Here is a 16,773-nt window from a genome sequence, read left to right on the forward strand (position 1 = left end):
CCGACAGTCGATGCCTGGTGCGCCATGAGGAGTCTGGATGAACCGCAGTGACGCATACGCACCCGCTTCAGAACCCGTGGCTGGCACCGGCCAGAGCGTGGTCGAACTCGCCGTGCCGGGCATGGGCAGCGACCATTGCGCCGGGCTCATCACCACCTCCCTGCGGCGCCTGGAGGGCGTGTACGCGGTGCAGACCAATGTGGGCAGCCACAAGGTGAGCGTGCGGGTCGATCCGGGGCTGGTTAGCGCTGAGCGTGTCAAGGCGGCGGTGGAGCGGACCGGCTACGAAGTGGTGGGTATCGCGACCCCCGAGGCGCGCCCGGCCGCCGGACAGGTCCGGCTCACGGTCCCCGGCATGGGCAGCGACCACTGCGCGGGGCTGGTGCGCAGCTCCCTCGAGCGCTTGCCGGGCATCGAGCGTATCGAGACCAATATCGCGCAGCACCGCGTGACGGTGGACTTCGACGCCGCGCGGACGAACAGCGACGCACTCCGCACGGCGGTGGAGCGGGCCGGTTACGAGGTGGCCGCCGTCGAAGTAGGGCGGGTCGCGCCGAGCCCGGACGCCGGCGAGGGCGTGGAGGAGCGCTACCTTGCGCAAGCCTGGCGGCGCGTGTGGGTCGCCGCGGTGCCGGCCAGCCTGATCATGGTGCTGATGATGGTGCACATGTTGTGGGTGCCGGTGCCCGGTTACCTCGCCATCGTCGCGCTGCTCGCCTTCCCGGTGGTGTTCATGGAAGGTGGGCTGGCCACCCACCGCTCGGCCTGGCGCTCGCTCACCAACCGCACCGCCAACATGGATGTGCTGATCTCCATGGGCAGTGCACCGCCCTATCTCATTGGGCTCATCGGCTTTCTCTACCCGATGACCTCGTTTATCGAGATGGCGGCTACCATCATGACCTTCCACATGTTGGGCCGCTACCTGGAGACGCGCGCCAAGGGGCGGGCCTCGCAGGCCATCAAGAAGCTGCTCACACTGGGCGCCAAGACGGCAACGGTCCTGCGCGACGGGCGCGAGGTCGAGGTGCCGGTGGCCGACTTGCACGTCGGGGATCTGATGCGGGTGCGCCCGGGGGCCAAGATCCCCACCGACGGCGAGGTGGTGGAGGGCGCGAGTCATGTGGACGAATCCATCGCCACCGGCGAGTCCGTGCCGGTGGAGAAGGGGCCGGGGCAGGCCGTTCTGGGCGCCACCCTCAACAAGGAGGGGCTGCTCACGCTGCGCGCGACGCGCGTGGGCGCGGACACCTTTCTCTCGCAGGTGATCCGCCTGGTCGAGCAGGCCCAGGGCTCGAAGGTCCCGATCCAGGAGTTCGCCGATCGGGTCACCGGGCGCTTCGTTCCCGCGGTGTTGCTCATCAGCCTGGGCAGCCTGGGCATGTGGTTGCTGTTCGCGGACGCGCTGCGCCCGGTCCTGGTGTGGGGCGCGACGTTTCTGCCCTGGGTGAACCCCGAACTCAGCCCCTTGATGGTGGGCATTCTCTCCGCGGTCGCCGTACTGGTGATTGCCTGCCCTTGCGCATTGGGGCTGGCCACGCCGACCGCCATCATGGTCGGGTCCGGCCTCGGCGCCGAGCGCGGCGTGCTGATCCGTTCGGGTGAGGCTATTCAGTCGCTCAAGGACATCAAGGTCATCGTGCTCGACAAGACGGGCACCATCACCAAAGGGGAGCCTTCGCTCACCGAGGTGGTGGCGATGGAAGGCTTCGAGGAAGGGGAGGTGCTCGCCGCGGCCGCGGCGGTGGAGGCGGGCTCGGAACATCCGCTCGGTCAGGCGATCGTGCAGGGCGCGCGCGAGCGTGGCATCGAGCCGGCCAAGGTGGACGCGTTTCGCGCCCTCACTGCCCGCGGCGTCCAGGGCCGCGTGAACGGTCGCCTGGTGCGCGTCGGCAGCCGCCGCCTGCTCGACGAGGCGGGCATCGCCCTCGGGGAGCTCGACGCGATCCTCACGCGCCTGGAGAGCGAGGGCAAGACCGCCATGCTGGTGGCAATCGAGGAGGGCGCCGCCGGCATCGTGGCGGTGGCCGATACGCTCAAGCCCGACTCCCGCGCCGCCATCGAAGCTCTCAAGACGATGGGGGTGCACCCGGTGATGATCACCGGCGACAACGAGCGCACCGCGCGTCACGTGGCCACTCAGGTCGGCATCGACGAGGTGCTGGCGGGCGTGCTGCCCGAGGGCAAGGTCGATGCAGTGCGCGCCCTGCAGGCCAAGCATGGTGAACGGGTCGCCATGGTCGGTGATGGCATCAACGACGCACCGGCGCTCAAGCAGGCCAACGTGGGCATCGCCATCGGCGCGGGGGCGGATGTGGCCATCGAAGCCGCGGACGTCACGCTGGTGCGTGGCGAGTTGACCAAGGTGGTCGAGGCCGTGCGCCTGTCGCGCTCCACGTTTCGCAAGATCCTGCAGAACCTGTTCTGGGCCTGGTTCTACAACGTGGCGGCCATTCCGATTGCGGCGGTCGGCCTGCTCCACCCCATGATCGGCGTGATCGCCATGACCACCAGCTCGCTGTCGGTGATCGGCAACTCCTTGCTGCTCAAGCGCGCGACGCTCACCGAGCGACGATAACCCCCGGAGGATGACCATGAGCACACATCCCTATTCCTGCACGCTTGCCGCCGTGCTGCTGTGGGGCGGGCTCGTCTGCGCCAGCGCGGCGGCGCCGAGCGTTGGCGCGAACGGCGGCTACCAGAGCGCGGACGGGCTGGTCGTGTACCTGGGTGTAGTACCCGCTGCCATGGTTGAAGGCCGCCACGAGGCGCATCCGGGCGAGGAGGAGATGCATGGCGGGGTGCCGCGGGGCAGACACGCGTTCCACGTTATGGTGGCGGTGTTCGACGCCGACACGGGTGAACAGGTCCGCGATGCCCGCGTCGAGGCGCGCGTCGCACCGCTTGGCTTGGGCGAGGTGCGGCAGCCGCTCGAGCCCATGACGATCGGCGACACCGTGACCTACGGCAATTACTTCACGCTTCGGCACGGTACCTACCGCATCCGGGTGGACGTTGTGCGACCGCGCGACGGTGCGCCTGCCACGGTCGAGTTCACCTACGAGCACCCGAACGGCTAGCCGCCAGCGCCGAGGTTCGTCATCCCCCGCGGCGGGCGAACGTATGTCGGGAGTGTCGAAGGCACCTGCAGCGCAGGCGGGGGCCAAGGTAGCGCACGTGGAACAGCGACGGCCGGGTCCTGCCGTGGCCGTGGCCGTGGCCGCGAGGCACCGCGGGATCCGAACGCGCCCGTCCGGTGGCAGACCGAGGTGGAGATGGAGCGTATGTTGGCGCATCTGCGGCCGCCGCAGGTGGTGCAGCCCAAGCGGCGGGACGGAAGCCCCGCTGATGCCGGGGCTATAGTGCGGGGTGCTGTGAACGCCCGCCCCTTCGCTTGCGCGCCATACAGGGCGGAGATATGCTGACTCCATTATGCGCATGCTGCACATACTCGTGATTCTCGCGCTGGCCTTCGGCGCACCGCTGCAGTCGGCGGTCGCGGGCGCCATCGTGTGCGAGGTGCAGCCGCCCGCGGCGACGCAGTCGGCGGCGCACGGCGCGCACGATCATCACGCCCATGCCCACGGCGACGACCGGCCAAGCATGGGTCACGAGCCGCACGCGCATCACGACCACGGCGCGCTGGCGGACACCGAACCGGCCGGGCATGTCTGCACCGGCGCGTGCGACGGTGTCGCTTGCGGCAGCCTGTGCTGTCCCTGCGCGCAGTCGGGAGCGCTCCTCGCGGTCGCGACCGCTGATACTCCTTCCCACTCCGGTTTCGAACCGATGCCGGCGCATTCCGCCGCCGGCCGCACGGTCGGCGCCGAGCTTCGACCACCCAAAACGCTCCATAGCTGAGGCGTCCCGCGCCTCGCGGTCAGTACGTGGGCTCGCGCCCGCGTTTCCTGTAGCTATGGAGCGTTTCCATGAAAGACAGCGACAAGACCCCGCGGCGGCCGGTGGCCGACGCGACCCCCAAGTCGAACCTTGCGTCGACCCCTGAGTCGACAGGTGGGGCGGCGAACGCCGACCGGCGCCGCTTCCTGCGTAGCGCCGCCGCGACCGCGGGCGGCGTGCTCGCGGCCAGCACCGGCCTCGCGCACGCCCAGACGGACCCGCACGCGGGCCACGGTGCGGCGCCTGCCGTCCCCGGTGCGCCCACCACCCCCGGTGTGCCCGGCGCGCCGGCCGCGCCCGGCCATGCCCACGAGGGCGGGCGTGGCTCCATGATGTTCATGCCCGACCACGACATGCGCGGCGCGCACACCCAGCCGCCAGGCGCACCGCCGGACGACGCGGTGGACTACCGCGAGTTCGACATGACCTTCGACCTCATCGAGCACGAGATCCTGCCGGGCGTGAAAATGCCGGCCTTCGCCTTCAATAATCAGGTGCCGGGGCCGGTGTTCCGCGTGCAGGAGAACGACTGGATCAAGGTCAACGTGGTCAACAAGACCGAGGAGATGCACACCATCCACTGGCACGGTGTGGACCTCATCTACACCATGGACGGCGTGCCCATGGCGACCCAGGACCCGATCCACCCGGAGGAGGTGTTCACCTACCGCTTCCAGGCGCGCCCGCACGGCACGCGCTTCTACCACTGCCACTTCGGCACGCCGCTGCATCTGATGGCCGGCCTGCACGGGGCGTTCATCATCGACTCGCCCAATGACCCGATCCGGCGGGACTTCCCCTACACGCGCGACTACACGCTGGTGCTGGAGGCCTTCGACGTGAACTTCGCGCGCGAGCACATGAACGAGGTGCTGCGCGGCATGAAGCGGGTGAACGCGCTGATGGCGCAGCGGCGCTTGTCGCACGTCACGCACGGCTTCTTCCGCAATTACGAAGAGTTTCTGAAGTCGATCGAGGACGGCTGGCGCCCGCCCTACACGCGCGGCATGGCTGAGGTGCCGGAGGTCAAACCGCGCTTCTTCGCCATCAACGGCAAGGCCTTTCCCGCCACCATGGAGCAGGGGCATCTGAAGATCCGCCAGGGCGAGTACATCCGCATCCGCCTCATCAACGGCGGCTTCGGCACGCACCACATGCACCTGCACGGGCATCAGTTCTGGGTGGTGGCCGAGGACGGCAACCCGCTGCCGTACTACAAGCGCTGCAACACCATCCCCGTGACGCCGGGCAAGACCTTCGACCTCATCGTATACGGCGACAACCCCGGCTTCTGGGATTTCCACGACCACAACGAGCTGCAGGCGACCAACAACATGGTCTACCCGGGCGGCATGATCACCATGCTCGAGTACGAGGACATGGGCGAGCCGCCCTACGTCCCGTCCATCTCGATCAACCAATAGGGGGCCGCCATGAAACGTTATGTGAGCTACGCCGCGGGCAGCCTGCTGTTGGCCGCCGCGGGCCAGGCCTCGGCGCTGGAGATCGACCCGCACGTGCCGCCGCAGGTGGACATCGGCGGGCGCGCGCTGGTCACCGGCAACTGGACCGACAACGGCGCGCGCGACACCGAACTGGACCTGTCCGACTCCAGCCTGTTGTTCGGCTTCTCCAAATACCTGTTCGACGACCGCAACTACGGCTTCGCTAACTTCGGCTTCAAGGTCCCGGAGGACGAGGCGGCGGTGCGCTCAGATCTGTACCTGCACCAGATGCACGTGGGTGTGGGCGGGCCGCGCTACGAGGTGTTGCTCGGGCGCACGCAGATGCCCAACACCCTGGTGCGCTTCCCCACGCTGCGCGACGACGACCTGCTGGAGTTCACCCACGTCGGCAACGTGTTCAACCACGCCGGCCACGCGGCCGAGGAATACGACCTGTACGGCGGCCTGATTCAGGGCACTTGGTTCTTCCCCACGCAGCGCCTGTACGCCAGCGCCGCGGCGGTGGCGCGCACCGAGACCGATGCGGAGGGCGACGGGCGCGAGACCAGCGCGAACTTCAATAGCTGGAACCTCGAACTCGGCTACAACGTGCCCGAGGCGATCAGGTTCGAGCGCGGGCTACGTTACCTCGCTGTGGGCTGGGACCGCCAGGAGCACGACGCCGGCAATCAGGACGCGTACCTCCTCGGCGCGACCTTTAACCTCAACAACAACCCCGAGGCGAGCTGGAACCTGGATCTGCAGGGCATCCACACGCGCGGCGTCGACGGTGTGGCCACGCTGGCCGAGGAGGTCGATCGCGCACAGGCGCGCAGCAACGCGGTGGTCGCTTCGCTGCGCTACGGTCATCGGCCGTGGCTGCAGACACGCTGGCAGGCGGCGCTGACCGCGGCTTGGAAGGACTACACCGAGTTCGACGACGCGACCACCTGGGCGGTGGCGCCGAGCTTCGCCTATCTGCTCGGACGCGGTGTCGATCTGGTCGCCCAGTACCGATACACGGACCGCGACGACGGCTTGGGCGGCGGCAGCGAGCACCGCGTCTATGCGGGCTTGGTGTTCAGTCTCGACTACACGCTCAACAAGCACGTCGGCCAACGCGATTCGATCCTGATGTTGGAACACGACATGGTGCGCGACGTGGGTCCGCGCCGGGGAGGTCACTGAGATGAACCGGAACACGAACCACAGGTTGAATTGGGCGCCCGCCGGCTGGGTCATGGCGGCGAGTCTCGCGCTCGCCGCCCCGGCACTGGCGCAGGAGGCGCACGACCACGGCGCCCACGAGGCAGCACCGCAGAGTGCCCCGCAGGCCGCTCCTGCGGCACCCGGAGGGCATGATCCGCACGAGCACGACCACCACATGGACCACGGCCAACCGAGCGAACAGATGCATCCGGGGCACGACGAGCCGCACGGGCATGAGGGTCATGGCGCGCCCGGCGGAGAGGCTCACGATCATCACGGCCACGGTGCGGCCGCCGTCACGGACGGCCCCTGGTCCTACATCGGGCGTGACAATCCAGAACCCTACGCCGAGAACCGCTGGGTGATGATTCCCGTGCCGGGCGAGGCGCATGCCTTTCGTTTCGTGGGTGAGGTCGAGGCGCGCGAGGTCTGCGCCAGCCTCGACGCGTCGCGCGTGATGGTGGACCGCGCGACGCGCGAGGCCTGCGAGGCGCAACCGGAGGGCTTGCCCTTTGTGGGCGTTGCGCAGGCACCGGGCGGCCACGGCGGCCACGGACACCATGACCACGGCCATGGGGGTCACGGACACCATGAACACCATGAGCATGGGCATCACGGCCACCACGGGCACGGAGAACCGGCCGGGGCAGGCGGTCATGGCACAGCCCCCGACGGGCATGGGGACCACGGTCACGACCACGGGGGCGGCGAGGGTCATGGCGCTGCGGATGCCCCGTCGGCGACGGGGAGCGGCGCGCACGGCGAGCACGCGCATTGATGCATGGCGGCGACCGGCCCGCTGCGGGCGGGCGCGGACGCTGCCGAGGAGGTTGAATCATGAAACGACAAGGCAGGAACTATTTGGGTGTCGGTTTGGTCGCGGCGCTGTGGTTGCCGATGCAGCTGTTCGCGCACGCGTTGAAGACCGAGAGCGAGCCCGCCGACGGCGCGGTGGTGCAGGGTTCGCCGCCCGTCATCGCAATGAGCTTCGACTCGCCGATGCGGATTACCAGCCTGGTGTTGCGGGATGCCGACGGAGAACCCATCGAGCTGGCGCGCGACGATGCAATGCGTCCGGTGACGCGGGTCGAGGCGCGCCCGCCCGCACTGGCTGCCGGCCAGTACGTGGTCGAGTGGCGCGGACTCGCGCCCGACGGGCATGCCATGCGCGACACCTTCACCTTCACGGTAGAGTAGGCCCGTGGTCGAACCCGGCGGTTTTGCCGCCCTGGCTTGGGTAGTCACCGCGGCCGCCTACCTCACCGCGCTGGCGGCGGCCGGTGGCGCGCTGTTTCTGCTCGCGTTTGCCGACCTCGAGCCCGCCCATCGGCGCTATGTGCGCAGGACCACGGCGGGTGTGGCACTGCTTGCGGTGCTGCTTACGCTGTTGCAGCTGCCGATTCAGGCAGGCTTCCTCGGCGGCGGGACGTTCGCGGCGGCGCGCGATCCGATGCTCGTTCGGCTGGTCGTGGAAGGGGCGCTCGGGACGGCGGTCGGCGTGCGTGTGCTTGGTTTGCTGCTGATTGCCACCTTGGTGCTGGGAACAGGGGGCCTGCGGTGGCTGGCTGCGGTGGGCGCGCTGTTGGTGGCCGTGTCGTTCACGCAGGTGGGCCACAGCCTGAGCGAGCCACGCTGGGCGCTGGCCGGCCTGCTCGGCATCCATGTGCTGGCGGCCGCGTTCTGGATAGGGGCGCTGATGCCGCTGCACCGCATCAGCGCGGCCGATGATCGTCGCCGCGCCGGTGCGCTTCTGGAGCGCTTCGGGCGCCTCGCGGCGTGGGTGGTGGGCGCCCTGGTGCTGGCGGGGGTTGGTCTCGCCGTGCTGCTGCTCGACGACTTTTCGGCGCTGTTCGCGGAACCCTACGGCCAGACGCTGATGGTCAAGGTCGCGCTGGTGGCGCTCCTGTTGGGGTTCGCGGCCCACAACAAGCTGCGTCTGTCGCCGGCCGTTGCACGCGGTTCCGCGGTGGCGGCGGCGCGGCTGCGTACCTCGATCCGCTGGGAGGTGGCACTGGTGCTGGGGATCGTGGTTGTGACCGCCGGCATGACGACGTTCACCTCGCCGTCCGGTACATGATGTGGGAGAAGACGATATGAGAGCAGTGAAACGCGGGCGCCTCGCGCTCGGCTTGGCGGGCGCGCTGCTGCTCGCCGCCTGCGGCGACGACGAGCCGGTGGCGTGGGACCAGCGGCCGGTGCCACCGCGCGATTTTCCCGAGGAACGCGTGGAACTCGGGCGCACACTGTTTCAGCAACACTGCGCCACTTGCCACGGTGCCGGCGCCGAGGGTGATCCGAACTGGCGATATCGCGATGAGCAGGGCATGTTCCCGCCCCCGCCGCTGAACGGCACGGCGCACGCCTGGCATCACCCCTGGAGCGAGCTGCGCGACATCATCCAGCACGGCAGCCGCCCCGGTGAGGGGCGCATGCCCGCCTGGAATGACGTGCTGAGCGAGGAGGAGATCGACAGCATCATTATGTGGTTCATTACCTTATGGCCGGACGAGGTGTACGCGGCCTGGCACGAAATCGATCAGCGCGCACGCGCGCGCGGGGAAACCGGGAGACGACATTGAGCAAGACACTTATCTGGGGCGCCGTGGTGGCGGGCGCGCTGCTGTTGGCGGGCTGCGGCCAGTCGGAGGAGACGGCGAGCGCACCGCCTGCGGCATCGGGTGCGAATCAGGCGCAACACGCGCAGCAGGAAGCCGAGTTCGTGCCCGATCTCGCGCGCGGCCAGAGCCTGTTCGAGAACAACTGCGTGGTGTGTCACGGCGTGCGGGGCAGCGGCACCGATCAGGGGCCGCCGCTGGTGCACAAGGTCTACGAGCCGAGTCACCATTCGGACCTCGCCTTCTTCATCGCCATGCGCGACGGCGTGCGCGCGCACCATTGGGAGTTCGGCGATATGCCGCCGGTCGAGGGCCTGGAGGTCGAGGATATGGCGCAGATCATCGTCTACATCCGCACGCTGCAGCGCGAGGCAGGCATATTTTGAGGCGCTTGCGGCGCCTCAAGAAACATCGCCTGCGGGCGCCTATGCTGTGCCAACATGCTGATCGCGGCCGGGGCGGCGCCTCCGTGGTGGAGCCGGCAGTTCCGGGCACGTGTGGAAGGAGGTTGTGATGAAACAGATCGAGCGCATCGTTTGTCCGGTCGACTTCAGCCCCGCGTCGGAGGCGGCGGCCGAGTATGCGCTGCAGCTCGCGCAGCGGCTCAAGGCGCGGGTCGCCTTTCTGCATTCCCTGTATGCGCAGCTTGCAGGGGTCTACAGCGAGACGCTGGATCTGGACGAGCTGTATCGCAGCGTGCGCCGCGAGGCGGATGCCAAGCTCGGCGCTCTGCGGGCGCGCGCCGAGGCGGCCGAAGTCCCGGCGGAGTTGGCCGTGGTGGAGGGGCCGGTGGCGCCAGCGGTGCGCGAGTTCGCGCAGCGCTGGTCGGCGGACCTGGTGGTGATGGCGACGCACGGCCGCCAGGGGCTGCGCCGCTGGTTGCTCGGTTCCACCGCGGAAGGGCTGCTGCGCAGTCTGCCCGCTCCGCTGCTCACCATGGCGCGCCCGGACAAGCAGCACCTCAACAGCCGCCTGGAGCATGTGGTGGTGGGGGTGCAGTTCGATCCGGAGACCGATGGGCCCATCATGGAGTACGCCCTGATGCTGGCCAGCAAGCACGGCGCGCGCTTGACGCTGGTGCATGCGCTGGAAGGGCTGAACATCGCCGCGCGCCAGGACTACACGGACATCCTCAAGGAAGGACTGGAGGCGCGTCTGTGGCGCCTGGTGCCGGCCGAGCTGCGTGAACTCGGCACGGTCTCGGTGGTGGTCGAGGAGCCGCTCCCGGCCGAGGCCCTGCTGCGCTGGGGGGGGCGCGAGGATGTCGATTTGGTGGTAATCGGCGCGCGCCGCAAGGGACTGGTGGTGCGCGCGTTGATGGGCGCGACGGTGGAGGCGCTGGTGCGCCAATCGCCGTGCCCGGTGGTCACGGTGCCGGTGGCGGCCTATCCCGCCAAGGAGGCGTGACCGGAGCAGGTAGTACACGCAAGAAGGAGGTACGGCATGAGCAGGATGCGGACGATGTGGACGATGGGGGCGATCGCGGCGCTGACCCTGGCGGCAGGACCGTTGGCCGCGGCGGCGCCGTTTGCTGCGGCGGCGCTGGGCGATGAGGCGCTGGTCGCGCAGGCGGCGCAGGCGCCCGCCGAGCCCGGGCGCCCCGGGATGATGGGCCAGCGCGGCATGGGGCCGGAGGGTCAGCGCCAAATGGGCCCCGGCATGGGTCAAGGCCAGGGGATGGGGATGGCCGCGCTCAACCTGACCGCGGAGCAACAGCAGCAGATGCGCCAGATCCGGCGCGATCTACAGCGCGAACAATGGGAGGCGCAGGGCAAGCTGATGGAGGCGCGCGAGGATCTGCGTGACCTGTGGCTCGCCGAGGAGCGCGATCCGGCTGCCATTGGCGAGGCCTACGCCCGCATCGCCGAACTGCAGCGGCCCATGATCGAAGCGCGCGTGGAGGCGGCGAACAAGATGCGTGCCGTGCTCAGCGACGAGCAGCGCGAGGCGCTGCGCGAGATGCGCGCGAGCGGCATGGGCATGATGGGCTCTGGCGGAATGATGGGCGGCCCCGGCATGGGCATGATGGGCCAGGGTGGAATGGGCGGCATGGGCATGATGGGGCCCGGCGGCATGATGGGCGGCGGCATGGGTTCAGGCATGGGCATGATGGGCCCGGGCATGGGGCCGATGTGGATGCCCGGCATGGAGGACATGCCGGTCGAGCCCTGATCCAGCGGCGGACCTCCGGGCGCGCCCGGGGACACCGAGAACCCCCGGCTCGCCCGGATGGGCTCGCTGACTTGGCGCGCGCCGCGTGTTTCGGGCGCTGTGCGCGGGTATGCGACAATGCGCGGCTGCATGTGACTGTCACACGATAAGGAGAAGGCATGTACGGATTCGATGTGAACCTGAACACCAGCTTCGACGACGCGGTGCAGCGGGTGACCGAGGCGCTCAAGGGCGAGGGTTTCGGTGTGCTGACGGAGATCGACGTCAAGGCGACCTTGAAGGCCAAGCTGAACATCGAGAAGCGGCCTTACAAGATCCTCGGCGCCTGCAACCCGAGCCTGGCCAACCAGGCGCTGGACGCCGAACCCGACATCGGCCTGCTGCTGCCTTGTAACGTGATCGTGCGCGAGGAGGAAAACGGCTCGGTGACGGTCGGGTTCATGGACCCCGAGGCCGTGCTGCACCTGGTCGGGCGCGATGAGATCACCAAGCTCGGTATGGAGGTGCGCCAGCGGCTCGAGCGGGTGCGCGACGCCATCGCGGCGTAGGGCGCAATAAGCGCAGCGCATTGCGCCAGGGGCCTCGCGGCCGCGACGGCGCTTGCGTATGAGGCGTGGTGCGCGAGGCTCGAGGTGCCGACTGTGCGCCCTGTGTGCCGGCCACAAGCGCAGCCGGCGCATTGCGCTGTCGCTTAATGCGCCCTACGCCTCTTCCTCTCCCTCCGAGACGAATCCGACGGGAGCGGATTCGGTCGCGCGAAGCGCGCCCGCAGGGGCCGGGCCAGGATGCGCCCGGCACAAAGGGCCGGGCGAGAGGCGCCGATCGGCCCTTAGGCCTCGCGCCCTTCGAGGATGGCGCGGATGCGCTCCACCAGGGCGTCGCGTCCGGCCTCGTCCAGCCCCTTCTTGAGGGCCATATCCCATTGCGGGAACAGGTTCAGTTCCTCGCGGGTCTCATGTTTGGCGAGGACGCCGGAGAGGATGCCGAAGAACGGCGCCACTTCGCTCGGTTCGGGCAGCGCGTCGTCGTCGAAATAGGACTCGAGCAATACCACCTGCTCGCGGATGTCGCGGTGCTCGCGCAGCATGGTGGAGGTGGGGTCGCTGCCGCTCGGGTCGCGCGGTCCGACGAAGGCGGGCGCGAGGATTTCGTCCTCGGCGTGCAGGTGGCGCTGCAGCCCGGTGGCGAACTCCTTGAGCAGCGGCGCGGCGCCGGCCACGTCGCCGGCATTGACCTTGTGCAGCGCCTGGGCGAACAACTTGTCGAGCCGCTCATGGTCGCGCGCGAGCAGGTCCATGAGCGTGCGGGCCGCCACTTCGTCGCGGGGGCGTACCAGCACCGTCCACAGCGGCGGGCCTTGCTCGACCACTTCCCAGTGGATGTGGTGGCGTAGCTGCAGGCTCACGCTCTCCATGATGAGGCGCGGCTCCTCGTCGGCGAGTACCCGGGCCTGCTGGCCCGGCGCCAACTCGCGCAGCCGGTAAAAGGCGTAGGCGTGTGGCGGCAGCTCGCCGCGCTCGCGCAGGTCGATGGTGAGGCTTGTTTCGGACACGGGCGCTCTCATATTGAATCCGGTGGGGCGTTCATTATACGGGGTACAGACGGTAGCCATGCAGCAGACAGTCGAGGATCGCTACGAGGAACCCGCCGCCGGGCTGAGCGGCCCCGAGGGGGCGCGCGTGGTGCGCCTGTCGGTGGGCGGCATGAGTTGCGCGGGCTGCGTGGCCAGCGTGGAGCGGGCCTTGAACGCCGTGCCGGGGGTCGACGAGGTGACCGTCAACTTCGGCGAGCACACCGCGCAGGTGAAGGGCCATGCGCCGGTGCCCTCGCTCATCGAGGCAGTGGTCAAGGCGGGCTACGAGGCGGCCGAGCTGCGTACGGCGGCCGACGAGGAAGCCAAGGAGGCCGAGGAACAGGCCCGCTACAAGCGCCTGCTGCGCGACGTCGCCATTGCGGGGGCCATCGGCGCCTTCCTGATGACGGGCGACATGCTGCACTGGTTCCCGACCCTGGAGACGGGCGCCGGGCGCCTGTTCTGGGGCGTGATGAGCCTGCTCACCCTGTACGTGCTGGCTGGGCCGGGGCAGCGCTTCTTCACCGGCGCGTGGAAGGCGTTTTGGTCGCACAGCGCGAACATGGACACGCTGATCGCCTTGGGCACCGGCAGCGCGTGGGTCTACTCGACGCTGATCGTCTTGTTTCCCGGCCTGGTGCCGGCCGAGGCGCGTCACCCGTACTTCGAAGCGGCCGCCATCATCATCGCCCTGGTGAGTCTGGGCGGTGCGCTGGAGCTGCGCGCGCGCGGGCGCACCTCCGAAGCCATCCGCCGCCTGATCGGCCTGCAGCCCAAGACCGCGCGCGTGATCCGCGACGGCAAGGAGCAGGACGTGCCCATCGCCGAGGTGGGGCTCGGCGAGACGGTGCGGGTGCGCCCCGGCGAGAAGGTGCCGCTGGACGGGGTGATCCTGGACGGCGCCTCGGCGCTGGACGAGTCCATGCTGACCGGCGAGCCGCTGCCGGTGGCCAAGGGCAGCGGCGATACCGTCATCGGCGGGACGCTCAACAAGTCCGGTACCTTTCTGTTTCGCACGACGCATATCGGTCGCGACACGGCGCTGGCGCGCATCGTGGACATGGTGCGTCAGGCGCAGAGCTCCAAGCCGCCCATCGCGCGCCTGGTCGACAAAGTCTCTGCCGTGTTCGTGCCGACGGTGCTCATCATCGCGGTGATCACGCTACTGGTCTGGTACAACCTCGGCCCCGAGCCGCGCGCGCCGTTCATGCTGGTCACCACCATGACGGTGCTCATCATCGCGTGCCCCTGCGCGTTGGGGCTCGCCACGCCCATCTCGCTGATGGTCGGGGTGGGCAAGGGCGCCGAGTCGGGCGTGCTCATTCGCCACGGCGGGGCGCTGCAGCAGGCGCGCCGGCTCACGGCGGTGATGCTGGACAAGACCGGCACCGTCACGGCGGGGCAGCCGCGCGTCACCGAGATCATCGCCGCGCCCGGGTTCGAGGAGGCCGAGGTGCTGCGCCTGGCCGCCGGCGTGGAGCGCGGCTCGGAGCACCCGCTGGCCGAGGCCGTGCTCGCCGCCGCGCAGGACCGCGGCTTGGAGGCGCCGGCCGGCGAGGCCTTCGAGGCCATTGCCGGGCACGGCGTGGCGGCCCGCGTCGAGGGCCGCGCCGCGCTGTTCGGCAACGAGCGCCTGATGCGTGAGCGGGGCGTGGACCTCGGCCACCTGCGCGAGCAGGCGCTTGCCCTGGCCGGCCGGGGCGCCACGCCCATGTTCCTCGCGGTGGACGGGCGCGCGGCCGGCCTGGTGGCGGTGGCCGATCCGGTGAAGGACGACTCCAAGGCGGCCATCGCGCGCCTGCACCGGCTGGGTCTCAAGGTGGTGATGGTTACCGGCGACCGGCGCGAGACGGCCGAGGCGGTGGCGCGCGAGGTCGGTATCGACGAGGTGTTCGCCGAGGTGCTGCCGCAGGACAAGTCGGACAAGGTGGCCGAGTTGCAGGGACGCGGCGAGGTGGTGGCCATGGTGGGCGACGGCATCAACGACGCGCCCGCGCTGGCGCGCGCCGATGTGGGCTTCGCCATCGGCACCGGCACCGATGTCGCCATCGAGTCGGCTGACATCACCCTGATGCGCGGCTCCCTGCACGGGGTGGTGGACGCCATTGCCATCTCCCGCGCCACGGTGCGCAACATCAAGCAGAACCTATTCGGCGCCTTCATGTACAACACCCTCAGTATCCCCATCGCCGCCGGCGTGCTCTGGCCCGCCACCGGCCTGTTGCTCAACCCCATGATCGCCGGCGCGGCCATGGCGCTGTCCTCGGTCACGGTGGTGACCAACGCCAACCGCCTGCGCTTCTTCCAGCCCCAGGAGCGGGTCTGATGGACTGGCTGGTCAATCTCGGCGGGCTGGCGCTGATCGGCGGCATCGTGTGGTGGTTCTGGCTGGCCGGGCCGCGGCGCTAAGCGAACCGGGTTCGCCCGTTATCTCAGTCGGTTAGCTCTCTATCCCCGTCGCTCCACGCCGCTTGCGCGGCGGGCTCGCTCGCGCGCAGAATGTGACGCGCATCACATCCGTGCGGCAGATCTGGACGGCATGCATCTTGCCCCGAGTCTGCCATTCTTGAGTTGGGCGCGACTCAAGGAAGGGGGGCGAGATGAACCGTGCCAAATGGGGGATCGTGGCGGCGGCCCTGCTGCTCGCCGGGGACGCGGCGGCGCAGGGGCCATGGGGAATGGACGGCCTGACCGTGGTCGGCGCCGACAGCTGGGAAGGGGAGGCGCAGATGCAGCGCCTCGCGCTGCACTGGGACCTGCCCCGCTGGTCCGTCTGGCAGGGCAGCCGCTGGTCCTTTCAGCCGCACCTGGAGTTCGCCGTCGGCCAGTGGGAGCACCGCCAGCGGCCGCAGCCGGGCCACGACGTCGGCCTGACGCCGGTGCTGCGGCTGGCGCGTTCCGGGCGCACCGTGCCTTACGTGGAGGCCGCCGTGGGGGCGCACCTCCTGTCCAGCCCGCGCATCGGCGGGCGCGACATGTCGACCTCGTTTCAGTTCGGCGACCTGGTGGGCGTGGGACTACGCTTCGGCGCGCGCGCCAACGGCGAGGTGGGCTACCGCCTCATCCACTTCTCCAACGGCGGCATCAAGCACCCCAACCCCGGCATCAACTTCCACATGGTGCGGTTCGGGTACTGGTTCTGACGGGTGGTGTATCGGTGTGCGGGTGAGGCGTCCCTGCCCCATGTTCGAACCATCTCCCGTTCCGACCGCCTTCTAGTGAAGACTGCCTAGTACAGGTACGGTCCGCCGGTGGCGATGGCCGCCGTGACCAGCCCCAGGATCAGGTTCAGGCCCACCAGGAAGCGGATCTGCCCCAGGGCCTTGCCGCCCGCGGGCCAATCCGCCGCCGCCACCGCGCGCTGCAGGCGGCGGTAGGGCGCGAAGTAGACGTGCAGGTAGATCATGATCATCACGATCCCCAGGCCGGTCATGGCGTGCACGTACAGCCCCACGTTGCCCATCCCGCCGAACACCGCGAAGATCATGTAGAAGCCGGTCGCCGGCAGCGCGATCACGCTCGCCCACACCCAGGGAAAGAAGCGCCCGAACACCTGGCTCCACAGCGGCAGGCGCTGCGCCGGTTCGAGCAGGGTGGCGGCCACGGGCCGCAGGCACATATAGGCGAAGAACATGCCGCCCACCCAGAGGATGGCGGCCAGGACGTGCAGCGTGATGGCGAGGGACATGGAACCTCCGGTTTGTTGTTCTGGCGTAGCGGCATCGCGTGCGGCCGCGCGTGTGGCGCAGGCGCCAGTATAGCGGCGCCGGCGCGGGGTAGGCAGGTGCCGCGCGGTTGCGGTAAAGTGTGGTGTTCTTTTGGGGCGTCCCGACCTGTTGCGGCCGGGGCTCGAATGACT

At 69.4% G+C, this 16,773-nt stretch carries 16 protein-coding genes and 1 pseudogene; 15 read left to right on the forward strand and 2 right to left on the reverse strand.

What is annotated here, in order from left to right:
- Positions 1–37: 37 nt before the first annotated feature.
- The 13 genes and pseudogenes from HUS23_10220 to HUS23_10280 all read left to right on the forward strand — a co-directional run bounded on the left by HUS23_10220 (position 38) and on the right by HUS23_10280 (position 11,889).
- A complete protein-coding gene (locus HUS23_10220) occupies positions 38–2,578 on the forward strand; it encodes a heavy metal translocating P-type ATPase (protein ID QKT04159.1) in 2,541 nt (846 codons plus the stop codon).
- A 16-nt stretch (positions 2,579–2,594) separates the two neighbouring features.
- Entirely contained in the window at positions 2,595–3,080 is a 486-nt protein-coding gene (locus HUS23_10225; GenBank protein ID QKT04160.1) for a hypothetical protein, read from the forward strand.
- A 352-nt stretch (positions 3,081–3,432) separates the two neighbouring features.
- Complete coding sequence (locus HUS23_10230) at positions 3,433–3,861, forward strand: hypothetical protein (GenBank protein ID QKT04161.1); 429 nt, start codon at positions 3,433–3,435, stop codon at positions 3,859–3,861.
- A 68-nt stretch (positions 3,862–3,929) separates the two neighbouring features.
- Positions 3,930–5,324, forward strand: a complete 1,395-nt coding sequence (locus HUS23_10235) for a multicopper oxidase domain-containing protein (protein QKT04162.1) — start codon at positions 3,930–3,932, stop codon at positions 5,322–5,324.
- Positions 5,325–5,333: 9 nt separating this feature from the next.
- Positions 5,334–6,533, forward strand: coding sequence for a porin (locus HUS23_10240; protein QKT04163.1), 1,200 nt, complete (start codon positions 5,334–5,336; stop codon positions 6,531–6,533).
- 532 nt (positions 6,534–7,065) lie between these two features.
- Positions 7,066–7,185 (forward strand): annotated as a pseudogene (locus tag HUS23_10245) (urease accessory protein UreE).
- 206 nt (positions 7,186–7,391) lie between these two features.
- The gene (locus tag HUS23_10250; GenBank protein QKT04164.1) at positions 7,392–7,751 is read left to right on the forward strand and encodes a copper resistance protein CopC; all 360 of its coding nucleotides are present in this window, start codon (positions 7,392–7,394) and stop codon (positions 7,749–7,751) included.
- 4 nt (positions 7,752–7,755) lie between these two features.
- Complete coding sequence (locus HUS23_10255; protein QKT04165.1) at positions 7,756–8,631, forward strand: CopD family protein; 876 nt, start codon at positions 7,756–7,758, stop codon at positions 8,629–8,631.
- A 16-nt stretch (positions 8,632–8,647) separates the two neighbouring features.
- Positions 8,648–9,133 carry a cytochrome c gene (locus tag HUS23_10260; GenBank protein QKT04166.1) on the forward strand — a complete coding sequence of 162 codons (486 nt, stop codon included), beginning with the start codon at positions 8,648–8,650 and terminating at the stop codon, positions 9,131–9,133.
- Positions 9,052–9,555 carry a cytochrome c gene (locus tag HUS23_10265; protein QKT04167.1) on the forward strand — a complete coding sequence of 168 codons (504 nt, stop codon included), beginning with the start codon at positions 9,052–9,054 and terminating at the stop codon, positions 9,553–9,555. Before HUS23_10260 ends, HUS23_10265 begins: the two co-directional genes overlap by 82 nt.
- 127 nt (positions 9,556–9,682) lie before the next feature.
- A complete protein-coding gene (locus tag HUS23_10270) occupies positions 9,683–10,576 on the forward strand; it encodes a universal stress protein (protein ID QKT04168.1) in 894 nt (297 codons plus the stop codon).
- Positions 10,577–10,792: 216 nt separating this feature from the next.
- Positions 10,793–11,341: a periplasmic heavy metal sensor gene (locus HUS23_10275; GenBank protein ID QKT05040.1), complete on the forward strand. Its 549-nt coding sequence runs from the start codon at positions 10,793–10,795 to the stop codon at positions 11,339–11,341.
- Positions 11,342–11,499: 158 nt separating this feature from the next.
- Entirely contained in the window at positions 11,500–11,889 is a 390-nt protein-coding gene (locus HUS23_10280) for a DUF302 domain-containing protein (protein ID QKT04169.1), read from the forward strand.
- Positions 11,890–12,170: 281 nt separating this feature from the next.
- Here the strand turns inward: HUS23_10280 and HUS23_10285 are convergent, their stop codons facing one another.
- Positions 12,171–12,905, reverse strand: coding sequence for a hemerythrin domain-containing protein (locus tag HUS23_10285; protein QKT04170.1), 735 nt, complete (start codon positions 12,903–12,905; stop codon positions 12,171–12,173).
- Positions 12,906–12,951: 46 nt separating this feature from the next.
- Here HUS23_10285 and HUS23_10290 point away from each other — a divergent pair, with 46 nt between their 5' ends.
- Positions 12,952–15,240, forward strand: a complete 2,289-nt coding sequence (locus HUS23_10290; GenBank protein ID QKT04171.1) for a copper-translocating P-type ATPase — start codon at positions 12,952–12,954, stop codon at positions 15,238–15,240.
- 274 nt (positions 15,241–15,514) lie between these two features.
- Positions 15,515–16,057, forward strand: coding sequence for an acyloxyacyl hydrolase (locus HUS23_10295; GenBank protein ID QKT04172.1), 543 nt, complete (start codon positions 15,515–15,517; stop codon positions 16,055–16,057).
- Between the two features lie 86 nt (positions 16,058–16,143).
- Here HUS23_10295 and HUS23_10300 read toward each other — a convergent pair whose 3' ends face one another.
- Entirely contained in the window at positions 16,144–16,602 is a 459-nt protein-coding gene (locus HUS23_10300) for a CopD family protein (protein ID QKT04173.1), read from the reverse strand.
- Positions 16,603–16,773: the final 171 nt, after the last annotated feature.

The organism is Ectothiorhodospiraceae bacterium 2226, assembly GCA_013348725.1.
In the GTDB taxonomy this organism is placed as follows: Bacteria; Pseudomonadota; Gammaproteobacteria.

Excerpts from the sequence above, each read along its gene's own strand:
- HUS23_10220 (QKT04159.1), top strand. The coding sequence starts at position 38 with ATGAACCGCAGTGACGCATACGCACCCGCTTCAGAACCCGTGGCTGGC.
- HUS23_10225 (QKT04160.1), top strand. The coding sequence starts at position 2,595 with ATGAGCACACATCCCTATTCCTGCACGCTTGCCGCCGTGCTGCTGTGG.
- HUS23_10230 (QKT04161.1), top strand. The coding sequence starts at position 3,433 with ATGCGCATGCTGCACATACTCGTGATTCTCGCGCTGGCCTTCGGCGCA.
- HUS23_10235 (QKT04162.1), top strand. The coding sequence starts at position 3,930 with ATGAAAGACAGCGACAAGACCCCGCGGCGGCCGGTGGCCGACGCGACC.
- HUS23_10240 (QKT04163.1), top strand. The coding sequence starts at position 5,334 with ATGAAACGTTATGTGAGCTACGCCGCGGGCAGCCTGCTGTTGGCCGCC.
- HUS23_10250 (QKT04164.1), top strand. The coding sequence starts at position 7,392 with ATGAAACGACAAGGCAGGAACTATTTGGGTGTCGGTTTGGTCGCGGCG.
- HUS23_10260 (QKT04166.1), top strand. The coding sequence starts at position 8,648 with ATGAGAGCAGTGAAACGCGGGCGCCTCGCGCTCGGCTTGGCGGGCGCG.
- HUS23_10265 (QKT04167.1), top strand. The coding sequence starts at position 9,052 with ATGGCCGGACGAGGTGTACGCGGCCTGGCACGAAATCGATCAGCGCGC.
- HUS23_10270 (QKT04168.1), top strand. The coding sequence starts at position 9,683 with ATGAAACAGATCGAGCGCATCGTTTGTCCGGTCGACTTCAGCCCCGCG.
- HUS23_10275 (QKT05040.1), top strand. The coding sequence starts at position 10,793 with ATGGGGCCGGAGGGTCAGCGCCAAATGGGCCCCGGCATGGGTCAAGGC.
- HUS23_10280 (QKT04169.1), top strand. The coding sequence starts at position 11,500 with ATGTACGGATTCGATGTGAACCTGAACACCAGCTTCGACGACGCGGTG.
- HUS23_10285 (QKT04170.1), bottom strand. The coding sequence starts at position 12,905 with ATGAGAGCGCCCGTGTCCGAAACAAGCCTCACCATCGACCTGCGCGAG.
- HUS23_10290 (QKT04171.1), top strand. The coding sequence starts at position 12,952 with ATGCAGCAGACAGTCGAGGATCGCTACGAGGAACCCGCCGCCGGGCTG.
- HUS23_10295 (QKT04172.1), top strand. The coding sequence starts at position 15,515 with ATGAACCGTGCCAAATGGGGGATCGTGGCGGCGGCCCTGCTGCTCGCC.
- HUS23_10300 (QKT04173.1), bottom strand. The coding sequence starts at position 16,602 with ATGTCCCTCGCCATCACGCTGCACGTCCTGGCCGCCATCCTCTGGGTG.